General features: G+C 72.3%; 19 protein-coding genes. 6 read left to right on the forward strand and 13 right to left on the reverse strand.

Translation table 11 applies throughout. The annotated features are described in order from the left end of the window. Positions 1-27: 27 nt before the first annotated feature. A complete protein-coding gene (locus tag ACNKF0_RS18225; protein WP_416954256.1) occupies positions 28-759 on the forward strand; it encodes a matrixin family metalloprotease in 732 nt (243 codons plus the stop codon). A 229-nt stretch (positions 760-988) separates the two neighbouring features. Here the strand turns inward: ACNKF0_RS18225 and ACNKF0_RS18230 are convergent, their stop codons facing one another. The 7 genes from ACNKF0_RS18230 to ACNKF0_RS18260 form a co-directional block, all read right to left on the reverse strand. After that, positions 989-2473, reverse strand: coding sequence for a cryptochrome/photolyase family protein (locus ACNKF0_RS18230; protein ID WP_416954257.1), 1485 nt, complete (start codon positions 2471-2473; stop codon positions 989-991). Between the two features lie 40 nt (positions 2474-2513). Beyond that, complete coding sequence (locus tag ACNKF0_RS18235) at positions 2514-2735, reverse strand: hypothetical protein (protein ID WP_299925965.1); 222 nt, start codon at positions 2733-2735, stop codon at positions 2514-2516. Between the two features lie 84 nt (positions 2736-2819). Next, positions 2820-3329, reverse strand: a complete 510-nt coding sequence (locus ACNKF0_RS18240; protein ID WP_299925968.1) for a mycothiol transferase — start codon at positions 3327-3329, stop codon at positions 2820-2822. A gap of 4 nt (positions 3330-3333) precedes the next feature. Beyond that, complete coding sequence (locus tag ACNKF0_RS18245) at positions 3334-3573, reverse strand: hypothetical protein (RefSeq protein WP_416954258.1); 240 nt, start codon at positions 3571-3573, stop codon at positions 3334-3336. 66 nt (positions 3574-3639) lie between these two features. Further along, entirely contained in the window at positions 3640-4803 is a 1164-nt protein-coding gene (locus tag ACNKF0_RS18250; RefSeq protein WP_416954259.1) for an ABC transporter permease, read from the reverse strand. Continuing rightward, entirely contained in the window at positions 4800-5975 is a 1176-nt protein-coding gene (locus ACNKF0_RS18255) for an ABC transporter permease (protein ID WP_416954260.1), read from the reverse strand. Before ACNKF0_RS18255 ends, ACNKF0_RS18250 begins: the two co-directional genes overlap by 4 nt. Before the next feature lie 8 nt (positions 5976-5983). Further along, complete coding sequence (locus ACNKF0_RS18260; RefSeq protein ID WP_416954261.1) at positions 5984-6925, reverse strand: ABC transporter ATP-binding protein; 942 nt, start codon at positions 6923-6925, stop codon at positions 5984-5986. A gap of 142 nt (positions 6926-7067) precedes the next feature. Between ACNKF0_RS18260 and ACNKF0_RS18265 the strand changes: the two genes are divergently transcribed. Continuing rightward, positions 7068-7895: an oxidoreductase gene (locus ACNKF0_RS18265; protein ID WP_416954262.1), complete on the forward strand. Its 828-nt coding sequence runs from the start codon at positions 7068-7070 to the stop codon at positions 7893-7895. Between the two features lie 22 nt (positions 7896-7917). Here the strand turns inward: ACNKF0_RS18265 and ACNKF0_RS18270 are convergent, their stop codons facing one another. From ACNKF0_RS18270 to ACNKF0_RS18280, 3 genes are read right to left on the reverse strand one after another with little or no spacing between them, the layout of a single operon-like run. Beyond that, on the reverse strand, positions 7918-8307 hold the full coding sequence (locus ACNKF0_RS18270; RefSeq protein ID WP_416954263.1) for a type II toxin-antitoxin system VapC family toxin: 390 nt from the start codon (positions 8305-8307) through the stop codon (positions 7918-7920). Beyond that, positions 8304-8549 carry a type II toxin-antitoxin system Phd/YefM family antitoxin gene (locus ACNKF0_RS18275; protein ID WP_416954264.1) on the reverse strand — a complete coding sequence of 82 codons (246 nt, stop codon included), beginning with the start codon at positions 8547-8549 and terminating at the stop codon, positions 8304-8306. Before ACNKF0_RS18275 ends, ACNKF0_RS18270 begins: the two co-directional genes overlap by 4 nt. A gap of 38 nt (positions 8550-8587) precedes the next feature. Next, positions 8588-9703, reverse strand: coding sequence for a hypothetical protein (locus ACNKF0_RS18280; RefSeq protein WP_416954265.1), 1116 nt, complete (start codon positions 9701-9703; stop codon positions 8588-8590). Between the two features lie 173 nt (positions 9704-9876). Here ACNKF0_RS18280 and ACNKF0_RS18285 point away from each other — a divergent pair, with 173 nt between their 5' ends. After that, positions 9877-10284, forward strand: a complete 408-nt coding sequence (locus ACNKF0_RS18285; protein WP_416954266.1) for a hypothetical protein — start codon at positions 9877-9879, stop codon at positions 10282-10284. A 59-nt stretch (positions 10285-10343) separates the two neighbouring features. Then, positions 10344-10991 (forward strand): nucleoside/nucleotide kinase family protein, encoded by a 648-nt coding sequence (locus ACNKF0_RS18290; RefSeq protein WP_416954267.1) that lies wholly within the window; start codon positions 10344-10346, stop codon positions 10989-10991. 23 nt (positions 10992-11014) lie between these two features. Here the strand turns inward: ACNKF0_RS18290 and ACNKF0_RS18295 are convergent, their stop codons facing one another. Then, the gene (locus tag ACNKF0_RS18295; protein WP_416954268.1) at positions 11015-11983 is read right to left on the reverse strand and encodes an ERCC4 domain-containing protein; all 969 of its coding nucleotides are present in this window, start codon (positions 11981-11983) and stop codon (positions 11015-11017) included. Positions 11984-12238: 255 nt separating this feature from the next. Here ACNKF0_RS18295 and ACNKF0_RS18300 point away from each other — a divergent pair, with 255 nt between their 5' ends. After that, positions 12239-12832 (forward strand): hypothetical protein, encoded by a 594-nt coding sequence (locus ACNKF0_RS18300; RefSeq protein ID WP_416954269.1) that lies wholly within the window; start codon positions 12239-12241, stop codon positions 12830-12832. A gap of 49 nt (positions 12833-12881) precedes the next feature. On the opposite strand, the gene ACNKF0_RS18305 is transcribed toward ACNKF0_RS18300, so the two are convergent. Together ACNKF0_RS18305 and ACNKF0_RS18310 are read right to left on the reverse strand one after the other, a co-directional pair. After that, positions 12882-13130, reverse strand: a complete 249-nt coding sequence (locus tag ACNKF0_RS18305; protein ID WP_416954270.1) for a hypothetical protein — start codon at positions 13128-13130, stop codon at positions 12882-12884. A gap of 11 nt (positions 13131-13141) precedes the next feature. Beyond that, positions 13142-14134, reverse strand: a complete 993-nt coding sequence (locus tag ACNKF0_RS18310) for an SPFH domain-containing protein (RefSeq protein ID WP_416954271.1) — start codon at positions 14132-14134, stop codon at positions 13142-13144. A 134-nt stretch (positions 14135-14268) separates the two neighbouring features. Here ACNKF0_RS18310 and ACNKF0_RS18315 point away from each other — a divergent pair, with 134 nt between their 5' ends. Further along, positions 14269-15207: an acyl-ACP desaturase gene (locus tag ACNKF0_RS18315; protein ID WP_299926006.1), complete on the forward strand. Its 939-nt coding sequence runs from the start codon at positions 14269-14271 to the stop codon at positions 15205-15207. Positions 15208-15244: the final 37 nt, after the last annotated feature.

Consider the following 15244-nt stretch of genomic DNA (forward strand, 5'->3'; position numbering starts at 1 on the left):
CCGAGGTCGCTGCCGCACACTCATCCCGTGCCCCGCTCCAGGACGACCGTGACGCTCGCGGCGACCGCCGGAGCGCTGGCTGCGATCGTGGTGTGGCACCCGGCCGAGCAGCTCGACCCGGTGCGGCGCGCGGTCGGGCTGGGACCCGAGCGGCCACTGCCGGCGCCCAGCGTCGTACAGCGGGGAGGGACGTTCACCTGGGCGATGACCCAGCCAGGGGGCGACGACCCGGTCGGCTGGGACCCGTGCCGGGAGATCCGCTACCGGGTCAACCCGGCCGGCGGGCCGCCCGGCGGAGGTGAGCTGATCCGGCGCGCGATCGACCGGGCCAGCGCGGCGACGGGGCTGGCGTTCGTCGACGAGGGCGAGACCGACGACCGACCGTTCCCGGGCGGCGTCAAGCTCTTCGGCCGCCCGGACCCGGTCGTGATCGGCTGGGCGGACGCCGGGGAGTACGCCGACCTCGCCGGGCAGGTCGCCGGCGTGGGCGGCGCCGTGGCAGAGCGCGACACCGCCGGACGGCTCCGGTTCGTCAGCGGGGGCGTCGTGCTCGACGTCGAGGCCTTCACCGCCACCACGGTCGCGCAGCAGCCGCGCGTGATGGAGGCGATCGTGCTGCACGAGGTCGCACACGTCGTCGGGCTCGGGCACGTCAGCGAGCCGATGGAGCTGATGTACGCCGACAACACCGGACAGGTCGAGCTCGGGCCGGGCGACCGCGAGGGCCTCGCCCGCCTCGGCTCGCTCCCCTGCCGCTGATCCGCACGAGGCTCACGTCGGAGGCCAGGTCCCACCAACGTGGGCAGTTCGGGCCGTCCCCCGCGCCCACCACGCTCGGCCGGCTGCCCCGAGCGGCGAACTGCCTACGTTGCTCCACCTGAACGCGCACGTGCACCATGAAGGCAGTTCGCGCGTCCGGTCCCCGGTTCCACGCTCAGTCAGCTGCCGCGAGCCGCGAACTGCCTTCATGGTGACCGACCACCGCACCTCAGGGCGCCCGGTTGCCCCGCGCGTCCTCCTGCTCGACGAGCTCGGCGAGGTCCTTGAGCCGGTCGAGCCCGCGCACCGCGCGCGACATCCGGTGGTTGCCCTCGAAGGTCTCGCGGTGCCGGTCGAGGAACCACCAGTAGCCCGCGCTGAACGGGCACGCGTCCTCCCCCACCCGCACCTTGGGGTCGAAGCGGCACGACCCGCAGTGGTCGCTCATCGTGTTGATGTAGGCGCCGCCCGACGTGTAGGGCTTCGTCATCATCTGCCCGCCGTCGGCGTGCTGCGACATGCCGACGATGTTGGGCACCATCACCCAGTCGTAGCCGTCGACGAAGGCCCGGTGGAACCAGTCGGTGACCTGGGTCGGCGCCCAGCCGCGCTGCAGGGCGTACGACCCGAGCAGCATCAGCCGCGGGATGTGGTGCACCCAGCCGTGCTCCGCGACCTGGTCGAGGGTGTGGGACAGGCAGCGCGCGTCGGTCGCGCTGCCGTCGAGCTCGGCGAACCACTGCGGGATGCGCTCGGTGGCCCGCAGCCCGTTGGAGCCGCGGTAGCCGTCGCCCATGTGCCAGTAGACGTGCCACACGTAGTCGCGCCACCCGATGACCTGCCGGACGAAGCCCTCGACGCTCGCGATCGGCGCCCCGCCGCCCCGGTACGCCTCCTCCGCCCGCTCGACGACCTCGAGCGGGTCGAGGAGCCCGAGGTTCATCGGCGCGCTGATGAGGCTGTGCGCCATCCACGGGTCGCCCTCGAGGATCGCGTCCTCGTGCGCGCCGAACTCCGGCAGCCGGCGCTCGACGAAGTGGTCCAGCGCCGCCAGCGCCTGGCGTCGCGTCGCGGGGAAGATCCGGGGCGCGTCGCGCCCGATGAAGGACACGTCGCCGTCCCGCTCCCAGCGGTCGAGGTCCTCACGCACCTGCGCATCGATGTCGTCCTCGACCGGCCACCACGGCTCGGCGACGCCCAGCGTCGACGCGCCCTTCGGCGGGGGCTCCCGGTTGTCGTGGTCGAAGTTCCACTGCCCGCCGGCCGGCTCGCCACCGTCGAGCAGGACGCCGTGCGCCTGCCGCGCGCGGCGGTAGAAGTCCTCCATCAGCAGCCGCTTGCCGCGGCGGCCCTCGGCCCAGCGTTCGAAGTCCTCGCGCGGGGTGGCGAAGCCGCGCGGCGGCAGCACGGTGCAGCCGAGCCGCTCGACCAGCCCGAGGGCGGCGTACGACGTCGGGTGCACGACCTCGACGTCGCCCGCCTCGGAGGCGTGCTGGCGCACCACCTCGGCGTACGTCTCCGCCTGCACGTAGGTCAGCCGGTCACCGAGCTCGGCGGCGCGGTGCCGCATCGCGCTCAGCACCAGGTGCGCCTTGGCGCGGTGGAACCGCCGGCGCCGGAAGACGCCGGTCGACTCGACCATCAGCAGCGGACCGCGGTGGTCGTCGACGAAGTGGGGTCCGAGCTGGTCGCCGAAGAGCCACCGGGTCGTCATGCGACCACCCTAGGGAGCCGCCCACGCGGGCGGCAGCGCCTCAGAGGTGGTGCAGCTTGGGGTAGGGGTGCGCGATCCGCACGGACTTCGACCCGAAGTCGGCGGTCACCGCCTGGGTGTCGACGTGGGTGACCTGCCCGAGGCCGTAGAGGTCGTGGGTCACGCGGTCACCGACCTCGAACACCTCGACCACCGGCTCCACGGCGGGCTTGAACGGACTGCTGGCGAGGTGCTTCGGCCGTCGGCCGCTCGGAGTGGTCATCACCCCTGAGTATGTGCCCCCGAAGCCCTCCGTGGGGCATCCGGGGCGCAATTGTGACCTGAGAGGCACCAATCACCGGGTCCGTCAGGACGTCTGTGCCCCGAGAAGACCCTTCACGTAGGCGGCCTGGCCCAGGTGCTGCAGGCAGTCGCCCTGGATGCTCACCAGCCGCATGCCGGCGGTGACCGGCGGGTCCCACCGCTGGTCGACCTCCCGCTCGAGCTCTGCCTCGTCGACGGTCTGCAGGTAGCGCGCGGTCGCGAGCGTCACTTCGTGGTGGTACTCGCCCAGCAGTGCCGGGTCCTCGATCCGCAGGGCGTCGACCTGCTCGCTGGTGTGCCCGTAGCCGATGTCGTCGGTGCCGTTGGGCAGGCCGAAGCGGTCCTGGAACCGTTCCCAGACCTGCGGCTGCCCGGCGAGGTCGGCGACGTGGTCGTCCTGCACGCGCGCGAGGTGCCACAGCAGCCACCCGATCGGGTTGCCGGTGCCGCCCGGGCGGTCGTGGAGGGTCGCCTCGTCGAGGTCCTCCACCATGCCGGCGTACAGCTCGGTGATGCGGCCGAAGCCCTCGGTCAGGAGTCCGCGCACGTCCATGGCGTCACTCCACCGGTGCCGCGGACCTGACCTGCGGCGCCGACGACTTCTCGTCCTTCATGCCGTCGATCTCCGCGAGGATGCGGGTGCGCTCGTCGTCGCTCACCGAGACCTGCGCCTTCGCGAGGCCCTCGTCGAGCTGGTCGGCGATGGTGCTGTCCTCGGCGCTGTACTGCCAGGAGGAGACCTCGTCGACCACTCGCTGTGCGGCCTCGATCGCTGCCTGCTTCACCTCGTCAGTCATGTAACCCACGGTAGTGAGCCGGTCCACGGGGACAACCGTCCAACGGGGTGTGCTGCCGCCGCCGACCTACATCGCCCGCGCCAGGCTGCGCCGCAGCGACCAGCTGCCGAGCGCGACGAGCAGCGCGGCCATCGCGGCGAGCACGCCGAGCTCGGGCAGCACCTCGACGAGACCGGCGCCGCGGCGCTGCACGTCGGCCAGTGCCTCGTAGGCCCAGGCGTGCGGGGTGAAGCGCGAGATCGTGCGCATCGTGTCGGGGAAGAGCTCCAGCGGGAACATCGACCCGCCGAGCGCGGCGAGGACCAGGCCGAAGCCGATCCCCGCGCCGGCGGCCGCGCCCTCGTTCTCGAGGAGGGTGCCGAGCAGGATCGCGGCGCCTGCCGCGACGAGGCTGAACAGCAGCAGCACGAGCAGCGCGAGCGGCAGGCTGCCCCACTCGACGCCGAAGAGGACGCTGGTCGCGACCATCAGGTAGCCACCCTGGAAGAGCGCGATCGCCCACCGACCGAGGACCTGGCCGGCGACCAGCTCCTCCGCGGTCACCGGACCGGCCAGCATCCGGGACACCACGCCGAGCCGCCGTGCCTGGATGAGGGTCGCCGCGCCGCCGAGGCAGGCGAGGAAGGTGAACAGCAGCAGCTGCCCCGAGGCGCCGAACTCGAACTGCCCCATCCCCTCGAACTCCTGGCTGAGCCGGTCGACGCTCGTCACCTCCAGCCGGGGCGCGCTCACCTCGCCCTCGGCCGCGGCCAGGGCCGCCTCGGCGCGGTCGGACGGCACGCCGTTGGCCTCCAGGGCCAGGATCCGGCTGCGCGCGGACCGCAGCGCGTCGACGGCCACGCCGACCTGCTGCTCGACGACCTGGGCGTTGCCCGAGGAGCCGCGCACCACCTCGAGCGTCACCGCCTCGCCCGCGTCGTACGCCGTCGCTGCCGCACCGTCGACGCGCACCGCGACGTCGAGCCGGCCGCGCGCGAGCAGCGCCAGGGCGTCGTCCCACGACGGGTCGCTGACCACGACGTCGCCGTCCTCGAGCCGCTCGACCAGGCCGGTCTGCAGGGCGGACCCGGCACCGCTCACGGCGACCCGGCCCGAGCTGGCGCCCTCGCCGAACTGCAGGCCGATCATCAGCACCAGCATCAGCGGGAAGACAAAGACGAAGAAGAGGTTGGAGCGGTCGCGCAGGAAGAGCCGCAGCTCGGCACCGGCGATGGTGAGCGCGTTCCTCACGACAGCACCCCCCGGTCGGGGACCAGCCGCGAGGCGAGGAGCATCACGACGGCGAAGCCGAGCATGATCGCGACCGGGATGCCGATGTCCGCGAGGCCGCCGCCGCCCGAGGTGGTGCCGAGCCCGCGCAGCAGCGCGGCGACCGGGTTGAGGTCGAGCACGCCCGACAGGGCGCCGGCCGCGCTGACCGGGAAGAACGCACCGCCGCCGATGCCCAGCACCAGCGCCACGATCGACGTGACGATGCCGGCCTGCTCGCTGGTGCTGGCGACGCGCACGACCAGGAACATCACCGACGTACCGGCGGCCGCCGCGCACAGCACGAGGACCGCCACGGCCGGCACGGAGCCGAAGTCGGCGTCGAAGAGGTAGCCGCCGACCGCGAGCAGCACCCCGGTCGCGACGGCGCCGAGGACGAAGCTCACGAGCGCCTTGGCCGCGACGATCACCCAGCCGGGGATCGGCATCGAACGCAGTCGCGCGAGCGTGCCGGACTCGCGGTCGACGAGCAGCCCGGTGACGCCGAAGCTGACGGTGAACAGCAGGAACAGTCCCGCCTGCCCCGCCACCAGCGCCGCGCCTGCGCTGAGCTGCTCGTCGGAGGCCTGCCCGCTCTCGACGTCGTACGCCGGCCCGCCGGACGTGGCCTGCTCGACGAGCGGCCCGACGTCGGCCGGCGCCACTCCCTCCGCCAGCGCGGCCCGGGCGGTGACCGTGCCGGACGCGACCTGGTCCAGGACGCCGTCGACCACCGACAGCACGATCTCGGCGCCGAGGCCCGCCTCGTCGCCGCGGACGGCCTCGACGGTGACCGGCTCGCCTGCGCGCGCCGCCTCACCGAAGCCGACCGGCACGACCAGCGCGAGGGGCGTGTCGCCGTCCTCGACCTGCCGGCGGGCACCTGCCTCGTCGGTCTCGACGACCGTGACGTCGAGCTCGTCGGCGTCGTCAAGCGACCGGACGACGCCGGTGAGCATCTGCGCCAGGTCGTCGTCGGCGGGCGCGCTGATCGCGACCGTGACGGGGTCGATCTCGAGGTCGTCGGCGGCCCCGAAGACGAGGTTGAAGACGGTCATCAGGGCCAACGGGACGAGCAGCGCGAAGATGAGCACCGACTTGTCGCGCATCCGCTGCAGCAGGTCGGAGCCGGTGAGGGCGAGGAGCTGGCGCATCCGGGCCCCTAGTCCCTCAGGCCCTTGCCGGTCAGGTGCAGGAAGACCGACTCGAGGTCGGGTCGCGTGATCTCCACGTCGGCGAGGGTGACCCCGCAGTCCGCCGCCGTGCCGACCACCTGCGCCACCAGCGCGGGCGCGTCCTTGACGGTCAGGGTCGCGGACCGACGTTCGGCGTCGACCCGCTCCACACCGGGGATGAGACGCAGCTCCTCGGCCGCCGCGGCCAGGTCACCGCTGCCGCCGAGCCGGATGGTGTCGACGCCACCGGTCAGCCGGATCAGGTCGTCGCGGGTGCCCTCGGCCTGCAGGCGGCCGGAGTCGATGATGCCGATGCGGTCGCAGAGCCGCTCGGCCTCCTCCATGTAGTGCGTCGTGTAGAGCACCGCCATCCCCTCGCCTGACAGCGCCTCGACGGACTCGAGGATCGCGTTGCGCGACTGCGGGTCGACCCCGACGGTCGGCTCGTCGAGGATCAGCAGGGTGGGGCGGTTGAGCAGGCCGATGCCGATGTTGAGCCGGCGCTTCATCCCGCCGCTGTACTCCTTGCTGCGGTCCTTCGCGCGGTCCGCGAGCCCGATCAGGGCCAGGACCTCGTCGACCCGGACCTTCAGCTCCGAGCCGCGCAGTCCCTGCAGCCTGCCGAACAGGGTGAGGTTCTCGCGCCCCGTCAGGTCGGGGTAGATCGCGAGCTCCTGCGGCACCAGCCCCAGGTGGCGCTTCGGCTCGGTCGCCCGCGGCGTCATCGGCTCGCCCGCGATCGTCACCGTCCCCGCATCGGCCGCGATGAGCCCCGCGACCATCGAGATCGTCGTCGTCTTGCCCGCCCCGTTGGGCCCGAGCAGTCCGTACGTCTCCCCCGGCGCGATGCGGAACGACACCTCGTCCACCGCGGTCAGGTCCCCGAACCGGCGGACCAGCGAGTCCACCACCAGCACGTCGTGCGTCATCTGCATCCCCTCCGGGCCTCACGCTAGGGAGCAAGCGCCCGGGTGGTGAGGGACAAACGTCATGGATGCCGTGGTCCGTCTGTCACCTCGTCGCCGACCAGGTCCAGGACGTCCCAGGGCCCCGGAGCCTACGCTCGGCCCCATGACCTCCCCCGTCGCGCTCGTCACCGGTGGTTCGTCCGGCATCGGCGAGAGCACCGCCCGCGCCCTGCTCGCCCGCGGCTTCACCGTGTACGCCGTCGCCCGCCGCGTCGACCGCATGGCCGAACTCCAGGCCGCGGGCGTGCACACGTTCGCGATGGACGTCACCGACGACGCCTCGATGGTCGCCGGCATCGACCGGATCGTCGCAGAGCAGGGGCGCATCGACGTGCTCGTCAACAACGCCGGCTACGGCTCGTACGGCGCCGTCGAGGACGTGCCGATCGAGGAGGCGCGGCGGCAGTTCGAGGTCAACGTCTTCGGTCTCGCCCGGCTCGTCCAGCTCGTCACGCCGCACATGCGCGCGCAGAGGTCCGGGCGGATCATCAACATCTCCTCGATCGGCGGCAAGTTCTACGAGCCGTTCGGTGCGTGGTACCACGCCACCAAGTTCGCCGTGGAGGGCTTCAGCGACAGCCTGCGCATGGAGCTGCGGCCGTTCGGCATCCAGGTCGTCCTCATCGAGCCCGGCCCGATCCGCACCGAGTGGAACGAGATCGCCCGCGACTCGCTGCTCGAACGGTCCGGCGACGGCCCCTACGCGTCGTACGCCCGGCAGGCGCACGACGTGATGGAGCGCTTCGACGAGCCGTCGCGCGCGTCGACGCCTGAGGAGGTGGCCGACAAGATCGTGAAGGCCGCGCTGGCGAAGCGACCGGCCGCGCGCTACCCGGTGGGTCGCGGGGCCCGGATGATCACCACGTCACGCGACCTGCTGCCGGACCGCGTCTTCGACGAGGTCGTGAGCCGCACCTACGGGACGCGCTGAGGTCGCACCGGCTCGGTGGCCGTCAGGCAGGGGCGAGGACGTCCAGACCCAGCGAGGTCGCCGCTTCCGTCATGCGTACGTCGTAGGTGATGACCGCCTCGACCTCGAGCCGGATCGCAGCGGCCAGGTGGAGGGCGTCGAGCGACCGCAGGCCGACGCCGGGGAGCAACCCGGCCTCGGCGAACAGGGGCGGCGGCAGCTCGTAGAGGTCGACGCCTCGCAGCAGCTCGCTCACCGCGCGCTGGGTCAGGGCGGGCTCGCGCGCCCCCATCCGACGCAGCTCGGTCTCGAGGAGGAGGCACGCCACCAGGGCAGGTCTCCGACGTCGCAGCTCGCCGGCCAGCGCCTCCGACTCCGGTTCCTCCACCAGGAGCTTCGCGGCAGCGGACGTGTCGAGGTAGCAGCGGTTCACCGATCGCCTCGGAGGTCCTCGAGGTGCTCCGTCGACGGCGTCGCGGCGGTCACGCGGGGCAGCGCAGCGACGTCGTGACCCGGACTGGCCGGCCTGACCCGCCGGAGGTCTGACTCCGGCACGGGAGTCACGCGCGCGACTGGGACTCCGCGCCGGGTCACCGTGAAGGACTCCCCTGCCTCGACGGCGCGCATGATCGCGGCGTTGTCGTTGCGGAGCTCGCGTTGGCTGATCGACCTCACGCGACCAACGTAGCACTCTGTAGCACCAGCACTCCCGATCATCCGACCGCCCGGGACGCCTCGGCGAGGTCGAGGAGGAGGCCCCGCGCGGGCGGGTGCACCAGGGCTGCCCAGCGCGCCCAGACGTCGTACTGACCCTCGCGGACGAGCAACCGCCGCGCGTCGGCCCTCGCGCCCGGCTGCAGGACCGCCGCCGCGACGTGGGGCGCCTCGGAGTCCGGCATGCCGCCGTCGGCGGCTCGCCGCAGGATCCGGAAGGCCGCCCGTGGGATCTCGTCGCGACCCGAGCGCAGCTGCGCCGTGACCCGCTCGAGGTCCTCGGGCGCCGTGCCGATCCTGAGCAGCTCGAGGCCGAGCACGTCGGTCACCAGCTCGTAGTCGGGTCGCATGAAGTCGCGACCCACGAGGTCGCCGGCGTCGAGGGCCTCCGTGATGCACGTCCACGGCTGCGGGGCCGCGGCCACGTCGCGCGCGACGCCCTCCGGTACGGCGACGGGCGGGCTGTCGAACATCATGAGGTCGCCGGCGCCGCTGGGCACCAGCCTCCCCAGCACCCATCCCCCGTCACCGGCGTTGGCACGCGCACCGAGGTCGAGCACCTCGGTCCAGGAGCCGGCGGCGAGGTCCTCGACGCAGAGCCGGCCGCCGGGCAGGCTCGGCCCGACCAGGAACCCGCTCAGGCGTGCCCCGGCCCACGACCGGGCGAGCGCGCTGTGCTGGGCGAGTCGACCCGTGGCGACCTCGTCGACGAAGCGCTCCAACCCGCCCAGCTCGTGGACCAGGACCTGGTGGAACAGCCACGACTCCCCCAGCACCCGCGAGACGACCCTGACCGGGTCGCCGCCGTCGGCGTGGCAGTCGGCGAGCTGGTCGTCGTGGAAGGTCTCCATGGCGTACTTCAGCGCGAGCCGCTGCATCGTCCCGGTCTCGGTGTCCGGGTCCTCGCAACGGGCGGCTTGGTAGGCGATCCAGCGCGCCCACACCCAGTCGGGGAGCTCGTCGCCGAGCGAGGCGAGCTGGGTCAGGAGCACGTGGTGACGGCTCCGCAGGTTGAGCGCCGGCACCGATGCGTGCAGCTCGAGCGCGCGGGCGGCGTCGCCGGACCGCTCGGCGGCGAGGGACTGGGCCACGAGGTCGAAGTGGGCGGCGGTCATCCGGTCGGCGACGCGTGGCAACCGGCGAAAACCGGGAGTGAGGTTCCGAGACATGCCTCCACCCAAGGCCTGCGCGGACGGCCGCCACAAGCCATTCCAGCGGATCTGTGGACAGCCGCCGGGCTGTGGAGAGCCGTTCGCCACGAGGCCCGTCGCGGGGCAGGCTCGGCCCCATGTACGAACCAGTCCTCACCACCCAGGTGCAGCTCGAGCACGCGTGGCGCGAGCTCATGGGGCCGTGGAGCTTCGGCCGCCACAGCATCTGGATGATGCTGATCGTCGACGACCGCCCGCTGCCGCAGCTGACCGAGATCGACGACGCGGTCCACCCGCCCGACGCCGAGCACCTGGACGGTCTCGCCGAGCTCCTGCTCATGCTCGACCGGGAGGTGGCGCCGGGCCTGCGCGTCGCGTTCCTACGATCGCGACCGGGCAAGGACACCGTGACCGACACCGACCGCGCCTGGGCGACCAGCCTCTACGCCGCCGCCCGCCGCGCCGCCGTACCGTGCGAGGTCGTCCACCTCGCCACCCGCGGCGCCATCCGCCCCATCCCCGCCGACGTGGTCGGGATCCGATAGCCGGCTCTATGGTCGGGTGATGAGCTCCACCCTCGTCGGCCGCCGGTGAGCAGCATCCCGTGACGAGCTCCCTGTCAGCGCTGGTCGACCGCGCCGCATCGCTCCTCGACCGACCGGGGCGGGTGGTGCTCGGTGTCACCGGTCCTCCGGGTGCCGGGAAGTCGACCGTCACCGAGGACCTGCTGGCGCGGCTCCGCGCCGACCTCGGAACCCACGCCGTCGGCCACCTGCCGATGGACGGCTTCCACCTCGCCGACGTCACGCTCGACCGCCTCGGCCGTCGCGACCGCAAGGGCGCGCCCGACACGTTCGACGTCGACGGCTACGTCGCGGCCCTGCGACGCCTGCACGAGGAGCCCGACCGCACCCTCTACGCCCCGGGCTTCGAGCGCGACCTCGAGCAGCCGATCGCGGCCGCCATCGCGATCCCGCCCTCGGCCCGCCTCGTCATCACCGAGGGCAACTACCTCCTCCTGCCCGACGGCGGCTGGGAGCGCGTACGACCGCTGCTGGCCGAGGGCTGGTACGTCGACGCGGAGCCCGACGTACGCCGTGGGCGGCTGGTGCGCCGGCACGTCCGGTTCGGCAAGTCCCCCGACGCCGCCCGGTCGTGGGTCGAGCGCGTGGACGAGCCCAACGCCGAGCTCGTCGCAGCGACCCGCACCAGAGCCGATGTCGTCGTCGACGTCCACGCGCTGGACGGATGAGAGCGCGGCCGGCGCAACCTGGGTCAGCCGTCGCGGTCGTCGAGGTACGCCGTCACCAGCCGCGCCGGCACGCGACCGCGGTCGGAGACCTCGAGTCCCTGGCTGACCGCCCAGGCACGGACCTCGGCGGGCGTCGGCGGCGCCGGGGCGAGCGGGGGCGGGTGTGCGAGGTCAGCGACCACGCGTGCGGACGGCCGTTCCTCCGACGCGGCGACGGAGGCCGCGGCCAGGAACCGGTAGGTCCACTCCTGGGCGAGCTTGCGGGTGTCGCAGAAGACGATCGGAACCGCGGGCCACCGCACCTGGCACTCAGCGAGGCCGTCGGCGACGACGGCGGGGCGCACCCGGTCGAGCTTGAAGACGGCCGCGTACCTGTCCTCGACCACCAGCGCCGCCCGCGGGAGCGCGGCCAGCTCTGCCAGCTGGTAGCCGAGCTTCCCGGACGTCAGCGACGACACGAGGTCCGCCAGGCTCTTCCGCTCGACGCTCGCCAGCAGGCTTCCGTGGCGCACCAGGCCGTAGTCGCCCGCGTCGAGCCGGGCGCGCGAGGTGGTCACCGGCCGGTCGGTGAACGTGTAGCCGTAGCGCTCACGCGAGTCCACGACGATCTCGAGGTCCGGCAGCCCGCTCGCGCGCGCCGCGGGCGTCCGCACACCGGGTCGCGCCTGCTTGGTGGTCCGCGCGCTCTGCCAGAAGATCACCTGTCTGCCACGGGCCTGCGTCATGATCAGCTGCGAGCGGTTCTCCCGGCCGCGATCGAGCACCAGGTCGATCGCCGCGCCACGGCGTACACAGCTGCGGGTCGGCACGCGCTCGACCACCTCGGCCTCGTCCGGCCACTCGTCGACGCGGTGGCAGTAGACCTTCGACGTGCGCGGCCAGGTCTCCCGCGCCTTCAGCACGATGCCGTCGGCGCCCAACGGGATGCGCAGCACGTAGGGCAGCGTCGAGTCGCCGTCGGGGTTGCGCGCGATCACGAAGTCGTCGGGCACACACCCACGCTAGCGGCACTCGCACCGCCGATCGTGTCGCTCGGGCCGGTCGGGGAGCAAGTGGGGAACGAGGTGCAGGCCGAACCTGCCGATCGGCCTGCATCTCGTTCCCCATCACCTCGAGAGGGCCGACCTCGAGCCCAGCCAGCCGGTCTAGCACGCCTGTCACCGACCGATCCGTCGGCGTAGATTCGAGGACTGCCCTCCCACCCCCCGACCCCCGAGAGGTGGGTGACGACACCGAGGAGGGGCAGCGTGTTCATCCAGATCATCCAGGGAAAGTGCACGCGCCAGCAGGAGCTCCACGAGCACCTGGACACGTGGCGCAACGAGCTCGGCTCCGGAGCACCGGGCTGGCTCGGAGGGACCTACGGGTTCACCGACGACGACATGTTCATGGGCGTCGTCCGATTCGATTCGCGGGACTCCGCGATGGCCAACTCCGGCCGGCCCGAGCAGGACGCCTGGGCCGCCCGCATGATGGAGCTCTTCGACGGACCCGTCGAGTTCCACGACTGCGACGACGTCACCCTCCTGATGGACGGTGGGTCCGACACCGCCGGCTTCGTCCAGGTCATCCGGGGCAGGGTCGACGACGTCGACCGGCTCAGGTCGATGATGACCGCCGACACCGACTCGCTGCACCAGATGCGGCCCGAGATCATCGGCGGCACCCTCGCCATCGAGCCGGACGGCACCTTCACCGAGACCGTCGCCTTCACCAGCGAGGACGCAGCGCGGCAGGGGGAGCAGATGGAGCCGCCCACCGAGGTGCGTTCCGACCTCGAGTACGCCATGGCGGACGCCCACTTCTACGACCTGCACCGCCCCTGGTTCGCCTCCCGCTGAGACGTCCCGAGGGTGCACCGGGGCGCTCGGGAGCCCCGGGCAGGGTGGGTCAGTCCTCGCGGTCCTTCGGGGGCCGTCCCCGCCTCGGCACTGGACCTGCGTCGGACGGCGTACGACCGGCGGCGCGCAGCGCGTCGCGCAGCAGCAGCTCGATCTGGGCGTTGACGCTGCGGAGGTCGTCGGCGGCCCACCGCTGCAGGGCTGAGTGGACGGCAGGGTCGAGGCGCAGGAGCACGGACTTGCGCTCCGCGCCCCGCCTGGGGGCCGACTCCCCCGACTCCTCCGCCTCCTCGCCCATGCCCGACCCGATCAGGTGTAGAGCGAGCCGGTGTTGACGACGGGGGTCGTCCCTCGCTCCGAGCACAGCACGACCAGCAGGTTGGACACCATCGCCGCCCTGCGCTCGGGGTCGAGGTCGACGATGTCCTTCTCCTCGAGCTGGCCGAGCGCGCTCTCGACCATGCCGACGGCGCCCTCGACGATCTTCTCCCGCGCAGCGATCACGGCCGAGGCCTGCTGGCGCTGCAGCATCGCCTGGGCGATCTCGGGGGCATAGGCGAGGGCGGAGATGCGCACCTCGATGACCTCGAGACCGGCCAGTGCGATGAGGGCCGCCACCTCGGCGGCTAGCTCGGAGGAGATGACCTCCGTGTCACCGCGCAGGGTCACCTCGGTGGCCGCGTTGTCGTAGGGGTGGCTCATCGCGACGTGGCGCAGCGCGGACTCGGCCTGCACGGCCACGAAGTCCTCGTAGTCCTCGACCGCGAAGGTCGCCCGCGCGGTGTCGGCGACCTGCCAGACGACGATCGCGGCGATGTTGATCGGGTTGCCGTCGGCGTCGTTGACCTTGAGCTCGTTGGTCTCGAAGTTGTGCACGCGCACGGAGACGTTGCGCCTCGTGGTCAGGGGGACGAGCATCCGCAGACCGGGCCGGCGGACCGTGCCGACGTAGCGGCCGAAGAACTGCACGACGCGCGTCTGTCCCGGCGCCACGATCGCCAGCGAGGCGGACAGAAGCAGCCCGAGGACGGCGATGGCGAGGCCGCCGAGGATGAGGCCGACGCCGCCCTCTCCGGCGTCCGCGTCGATGATCCCGAGGACGGTGAGCCAGCTGCCCAGCCCCAGGAGCAGCAGGGTCACTGCGAGCCCGGCGAAGCCGTCGACCGACCACGCCATGCGCTCGGTGACGTCGACGCGTGTCCCCTCGTGACCTACGGGGCGACCCGCGGGCGCCCCACCCTCCGACTCGTCGGTCGGCCCATCGGTCGGCCCATCGGGCCTCAGCTGCGTGTCCCCGCTCATGTGCATCCCCCTCGTTCGGATTGTGATGGCAAATTGATATCACATTTATCCCGGGCCTATCCACCGACCCTTCCGCGGGTGTAGGCAAGGAGGGCGAGGGCGTCGCCCTCGCGTCCGCCGGACGAGGAGATGGCATGGCCGCACTCGAGACCACCCAGCTGCTGACCGAGCTCGAGCCGGTCGTGGAGGACAACCTCAACCGCCACCTGTCGATGGCCGACGAGTGGATGCCCCACGAGTACGTCCCGTGGAGCCTGGGGCGCGACTTCGCGGACCTCGGTGGCGATCCGTGGGAGGTGGCGCAGTCGCAGCTCTCGCCCATCGCGCGCACGGCCCTCGAGGTCAATCTCCTCACCGAGGACAACCTGCCGAGCTACCACCGCGAGATCGACCGCGCCTTCGGCCGCGACAGCGCGTGGGGCACGTGGGTGAACCGGTGGACCGCCGAGGAGGGCCGGCACGCGTTCTGCATCCGCGACTACCTCCTCGTCACCCGCGGCGTCGACCCCGTCGAGCTCGAGCGCGCGCGGATGGAGACGATGGAGACCGGCTACGAGGCGATGGACAAGTCGCTGCTCAACGTCTGCGCGTACGTGTCCTTCCAGGAGCTCGCCACCCGCGTCTCGCACCGCAACACCGGCCGCTACACCGAGGAGCCGATCGCCGACAAGCTCCTCGCCCGCGTGGCCAAGGACGAGAACCTCCACATGATCTTCTACCGCAACATCGTCACCGCTGCCCTCGAGCTCTCGCCCAGCCAGACCATGCGCGCCATCACCGAGGAGGTCGTCGGCTTCGAGATGCCCGGCAGCGTCATCCCCGGCTTCTCGCGCAAGGCCGTGCAGATGGCCAAGGCCGGCATCTACGACCTCCGCATCCACCACGACGACATCGTCGCGCCGCTGCTGCGGCAGTGGGGTGTGTGGGAGCTGACCGGCCTGGACGCCGACGGCGAGGCGGCCCGCGACGAGCTGGCCGCCGCTGTCGCCGCGCTCGATGGCGAGGCCACGCGGTTCGTCGAGCGGCGTGACGAGGCGGCGGCCAAGAAGGCTGCACGTTCCACCGCTGGTTGAGGAGGGACGAAGTCCCGTCACGAAACCGAACCAGTCA

The organism is Nocardioides sp. T5 (assembly GCF_048161455.1).
Lineage (GTDB): Bacteria > Actinomycetota > Actinomycetes > Propionibacteriales > Nocardioidaceae > Nocardioides.